Origin of the sequence: Serratia sp. 506_PEND (genome assembly GCF_001076875.1) — a bacterium.
Lineage (GTDB): Bacteria > Pseudomonadota > Gammaproteobacteria > Enterobacterales > Enterobacteriaceae > Serratia > Serratia marcescens.
Genome location: NZ_JVEL01000310.1, coordinates 1 through 4,445, shown reverse-complemented (window position 1 = coordinate 4,445; position 4,445 = coordinate 1). Strand labels below are relative to the sequence as shown.

The 4,445-nt window shown below is 46.8% G+C and carries 6 protein-coding genes; 1 reads left to right on the top strand and 5 read right to left on the bottom strand.

Annotation, left to right across the window (positions count from 1 at the left end):
• From ADK28_RS08550 to ADK28_RS08540, 3 genes are all read right to left on the bottom strand, one after another.
• A partial coding sequence (locus ADK28_RS08550) for a phospholipase D family protein (RefSeq protein WP_048795422.1) occupies positions 1-657 on the bottom strand: 657 nt, incomplete at its 3' end.
• 123 nt (positions 658-780) lie between these two features.
• Positions 781-1,092, bottom strand: a complete 312-nt coding sequence (locus ADK28_RS31375) for a hypothetical protein (protein WP_049190899.1) — start codon at positions 1,090-1,092, stop codon at positions 781-783.
• 181 nt (positions 1,093-1,273) lie between these two features.
• Positions 1,274-1,579, bottom strand: coding sequence for a Dabb family protein (locus tag ADK28_RS08540; RefSeq protein ID WP_204375371.1), 306 nt, complete (start codon positions 1,577-1,579; stop codon positions 1,274-1,276).
• A gap of 298 nt (positions 1,580-1,877) precedes the next feature.
• On the opposite strand from ADK28_RS08540, the gene ADK28_RS30970 reads away from it, so the two are divergent.
• Positions 1,878-2,722 (top strand): IS5 family transposase gene (locus ADK28_RS30970; protein ID WP_152929665.1). Its coding sequence is split into 2 segments (ribosomal slippage): positions 1,878-2,223 and positions 2,223-2,722, totalling 846 coding nucleotides; the frame shifts between segments, so codons are not numbered across the junction.
• A gap of 437 nt (positions 2,723-3,159) precedes the next feature.
• Here the strand turns inward: ADK28_RS30970 and ADK28_RS32435 are convergent.
• On the bottom strand, positions 3,160-3,306 hold the full coding sequence (locus tag ADK28_RS32435; protein ID WP_193392121.1) for a hypothetical protein: 147 nt from the start codon (positions 3,304-3,306) through the stop codon (positions 3,160-3,162).
• Positions 3,307-3,442: 136 nt separating this feature from the next.
• The gene (locus tag ADK28_RS08530; protein ID WP_048795419.1) at positions 3,443-3,976 is read right to left on the bottom strand and encodes an NAD(P)H-dependent oxidoreductase; all 534 of its coding nucleotides are present in this window, start codon (positions 3,974-3,976) and stop codon (positions 3,443-3,445) included.
• Between the last annotated feature and the right edge of the window lie 469 nt (positions 3,977-4,445).

Genomic DNA, 4,445 nt, shown 5'->3' with positions numbered 1-4,445 from the left:
TACCTGTGGTTTGGTCATACGAGGAAGAGAGGCAGGAACACCATTACCGAACAAACGCGCCTGGGCTCCAGGCTTTTTAGCTGAAGCAGCCAAACGTACCCGTTCGGCGACTTCTTTAAATATATAGCTATTTTCAAGGAGCGTTTCTATGTCATCTTGTGACGTTATCGGCATGAATGAATTATCGAGTGACGTTAATTCCCCAATATAGTTCTCCAGCCCACTGAGTATTTCCCCCTCATTTTCATTCGATCCGTCAATAGTGATATGCACTGAGCTTTCGAAGTTGCTCCACAGACCGCCACCGGTCAGATTGTGTGAACCCACAACTATCAACCCCTTATTATCACCTAAAAACTGGTAGATCTTTGCATGGAATGTCTGGCCTTTTTCAGAGTGCACAACATGCAAGGAGTCGGTATTAATAAGCAAAGCGGTGAGAGCCTCGTAGGACGTCCCACCAAGGTCGACACCCACGTACACATTTACTTTTCCTCCTCGGTCCCTAAATCTTTTGAGAGAATCTTTAATTCTGAGGACACCACTGTTCTTTGCGAACGCGACAACAATGTTAAGAGTGCGGTAGTCTGGTGAACTAAGCAACTCGATCAGACGGTTGCCAAGCTGCCCGGTAAAGGGCTGGTTCATCAGTTCCATTAAGTCCTCCTTTGGACTATCCTGTTTTTTCTAATAGTGCCTGCAGGCTTTTCGTTCTGAGCACATCAACATCAGTCTCACTATGATAGTTTTCCAGAGAACGCTGCACCGACATAAGCACCATCATAAATGCCTTTTCGCATGCCGGATAGTAGACAGGGAGCAAGCCGCTTCGGCATTACTTTCCCCCGCACACACCACAAGCCAGTATTCCAGCATTTTTTCGCTGGCTTCCCAGTATTCAGGGCCATCTTTCCGGCTGCGAAGGACATTGTTAAGCCTGATGTCAAACTCAAGCGCGGTTTCTTCATCATCAGGAAAATCCCCTCCAGACTGGCGCATACAGCGCACCGCTTTCTGCGTCATCAAAAAGGGGGATGTTATCCCCCTCATCCATACGCCAGAGTTCATGCCTTCCCTGTGCCAGTCCAGCATGTCGCAGCTGCTCCAGGATAAATCGCGTGGTGTGCTCGCTCAGGCCCGTCATGGTGGTGACCGCCTGCACTGTCATGACCGGCGCTTCTCTGAATGCGCCCATAATACGTTTTGCGTCATCCGTCATCGTTTGTGTCATTTCACTCAAATCCCTCGGGTTATCAATCTACAGAAAAATAAATCAGGGGGTCAGGGTATAATCCAGCACGATAATCTCTCGCAATATCGGTCTAAAAATCGCTTTCAGGTCATCATGCGCCGAATGCGGCAAATAGCGCTGGCGTGCTGCTTCATCCGCAAACGTCATCAATACACAGTGAGTAAACCCCGCATTTTTCTCTTCCGGACTGTCATTGGTGCCCCATTCCACGTTTGTAACGCCTTCAATGCGATCGGGGATCTGCAGAAATGCTGATCTGACGGCCTGTATTTGTTCCGGTAATGCTGCATCCTTAAATGCAATAAATAAAATATGGCGAATCATCATTGCCCCTGTCAAAACTATTAATAAATGCCCTATTCAGGGGAGGACTCACTACTCCTCACCATCGTACTTGTCAATATTTAAAAATCACCACAATGAATACCATTTCCTTTGAGGCCTCCCCGTTGGTCATCCATGAGGTATATCGGCATTACAGGAAAATCAACTGAGAAAAAAAGAAAAATTATAATAAATCCCATCTCTTTCGCAGACTTAAAAATAAATAGAATATATTCCTCTAGGCTGTGTCCCTTAATATCCTGAGCTATAGTAAATACCTGTTTCCCCAACACATTAAGCTATGGCCCGCTACGATCTTCCCGATGAAGCATGGTGCATCATCCAGCCCTTACTGCCTGCTGAACCCACATCTCCACAGCCCGGACGACCGTGGGCTGAACATCGAAAAATCATCAACGGTATGTTCTGGGTGCTGTGTTCAGGTGCGCCATGGCGCGATTTACCTGAACGATATGGTCCATGGAAAACGGTTTATAACCGCTTTAATCGGTGGTCGAAGTCGGGAGTGATTAACATTATTTTCAACAGGTTACTTTCTGCACTTGATGCGTATGGCCTCGTTGACTGGTCTGCCACGGCGCTGGATGGCAGCAATATACGGGCGCTCAAATGTGCTGCCGGTGCCCAAAAAAACATCCCGATATCGCCGGAGATAACGGCCTGGGTCGCTCTCGAGGTGGTTTTGGCACCAAAATCCATCTGGCGACAGACGGAAGCGGTCTCCCGTTGAACATTCTGTTAAGCCCGGGTCAGGCTCACGAAAGCCAATTCGCATTACGTCTTCTGGACGGCATCGGTGTTCAGCGGCAGAACGGCAGCATGAAGCGTCGTGGTTATGCGGTGGTGGCTGACAAAGCGTACTCAGGTCATGCACTGCGTAACGAGCTGAAAAGAAAAGGGATAAAAGCAGTTATCCCGCGAAAATGCAATGAAAAACTGGCGTTGGACGGACGTTCACAACTCGCTCGTGATACCTATCGCAATCGCAATGTTGTGGAGCGGTGCTTTGGCCGCCTGAAAGAATACCGTCGCATTGCGACTCGTTACGACAAAACAGCGAGGAATTATTTGGCAATGGTGAAGCTGGGTTGCATCCGACTGTTTTACAAAAAATTATGCAATTAAGGGACACACCCTAGTAAGTTCTACAGTTAATTTTAAATCCCTCATTGCAGACACAACAACAATCTCATTTATATCAGCCACGAAAAATGAACAACGATACACCTCTGCGCATTATCCAAAAAAGTAAACTCATCAATTAACTTAATAGTTACACTTTCACCAAAATCATCATCAGGTAATGGTCTAAATATTACACAATCCGGATAAAATATTGCCCCTTGTCCTTGGCAGGCTTACCGGTATTCTTTTTAGCGTATCGTCGTAATCCCAGTCTCTTTGCCTGGTGGTGAATGGCACTGTTCGTCCTGCCGGGTAACACCCTGGTAAGCTTTCTACCCAGTATCGGGTAAAGCTGCTGAAGAAGGTTGATCTCTACAGGTTTTCTGCATCATCGTGCCCATGCGTAGGACACTAAATTTCCTGAGAATAGAATCCCGCTATTTTGCTGCGAGATTTCTTTCTTTTTCCTGCATCAGCACGTAGGCCTGTGCACGCAAATGCTGTTCGGTTTGTTGAATTTGTTGTTGTCTGCCGGGTGAATCATCCTGCTGAAGATGAATCACCCGAAACTGTTCTTCTGCCAATTATTAATGTTATACCGTTACGCAAAAAATAATCACAAAATAAACCAGGACGCCCGGCCGTGAAGGCTGAGCGTCCTTTGAGCATTATATTCTTTTTTGTTCCCCAGCCGGTTCCGGCTTGCTCCCATAATAACAATCACTCAATCAGCAACGCATTCAGCCGTGTCAGCCAGCGATTCACACCACGATCAATATCGTTGTCGCTGATGTCATTGGCGCCCTGAATCATCGCTGGTGACTGCCAGAGCATCCCCGTCAGATTCGCCATCGCCTGGAACGGCAACAGTAAATCGTCGACAGCATAGCGGTTGTAACCCTGTGATGTGTAGGCCGCTTCATTGCCCCCGGTTGAGGTCATCACCATAAATGGTTTGCCATGCAACACTTTTCCCTCTGAGCCATAAGCAAAGCCGTATTCCAGCACCTGATCCTGCCATTCCTTAAGAATAGCTGGGGAGGAATACCACCAGAACGGAAACAACATAACAACCACGTCATGGGTTTTCAGCAGTTGCTGTTCGCGTTTCACGTCAATAACAAAATCCGGGTATTCGTTCATCAGGTTGTGCACGGTGACGCCGGGTAACGTGCTTAACGCCTGTCCCGCCGCCTCACTGATGCGTGAACGCTCCGGGTAACGATGGCCGGATAAAATCAGCGCCTTTTTCATAATGATTTTTCCTTTACAGTATCTAATGTTCCCGAAAGGCTGTCTGCCCTTCGGTTGAGATTTAAAGAAGAATATCCGGTTGCTTATTCCGGTCTATTCAGTATTACTTTACTGCCCTGTATTCCAGGTACTGAAGCTGACCTGCCTGCGAGATTATGGAATGCACGGCGTGAGCCGTCAGATAATTATCGCGTTGCAGGTGATTATAAAGAGAGAAGAGATTTATCGGGAATAATCCAACAAAAACGGTTTAGGTGCAATAATATCGGCCAACACTTGCCGGTATTATTGTGTCCTTATCTACCATCACTCGTTATGATTCTTTTGATAAATCAGTGAATAATAAGAAATCGTGTAGATGACGATAAAGCTCACAATCACCGGGGCGTTATTAAACGCATTAATATCTGACAGATGAGAAAACACGATACCCACGGCTAAGTAGAGAAAAAGAGACCAGGATGACGCA